Below are 493 nucleotides of genomic sequence, written 5' to 3'. Positions count from 1 at the left end.
TTCACGGGGTTTTCATTGAATTCACTTTTCCACGCTGTTTTTATCTCATTTAATGCTTCGTGTTGATGATTTTTGTCGATTTTCACCAAGAGGAAGTCTGTTCTGACGGCAGGCGATTTTTGCATGAATACCATAGGGCGTGCCTGGTATTTACGACTCTCGAAATGTATGTCGTTAATGATACCGATGTTTGAGAAACGGTAAATTTCACCCGAAGCACGACCTCTTACCAACTCCAAATGGCTTATGTCTTCATCAAAATAACCAAGCAGACGCGCAGCGGTATCGTTCACGATGATTTGTGAGCGGTCGGTTGTGTCGGCATCGGTAAACAGTCTGCCCGAGATGAGATTGACGCCTAATGTATGAAAGAAGCCGGCATCTACATAATTTACATCCAGTATTATTACTATTGAACTGTCTTGTGGACTACGGAATGAGAAGGCATTGGGCTCTTCTCCCGGAAGCGTATAGGCTTCACCCGTATGAATGA

General features: G+C 43.8%; 1 protein-coding gene. It reads right to left on the bottom strand.

The window, feature by feature from the left end; all coding sequences use genetic code 11:
* Nucleotides 1–493: hypothetical protein (locus C6366_RS20905; RefSeq protein ID WP_158269868.1), on the bottom strand; the 493-nt coding region annotated here is incomplete at both ends.

The organism is Desulfonatronum sp. SC1, assembly GCF_003046795.1.
In the GTDB taxonomy this organism is placed as follows: domain Bacteria; phylum Desulfobacterota; class Desulfovibrionia; order Desulfovibrionales; family Desulfonatronaceae; genus Desulfonatronum.
This window is presented reverse-complemented; position numbering and strand designations above follow the sequence as displayed.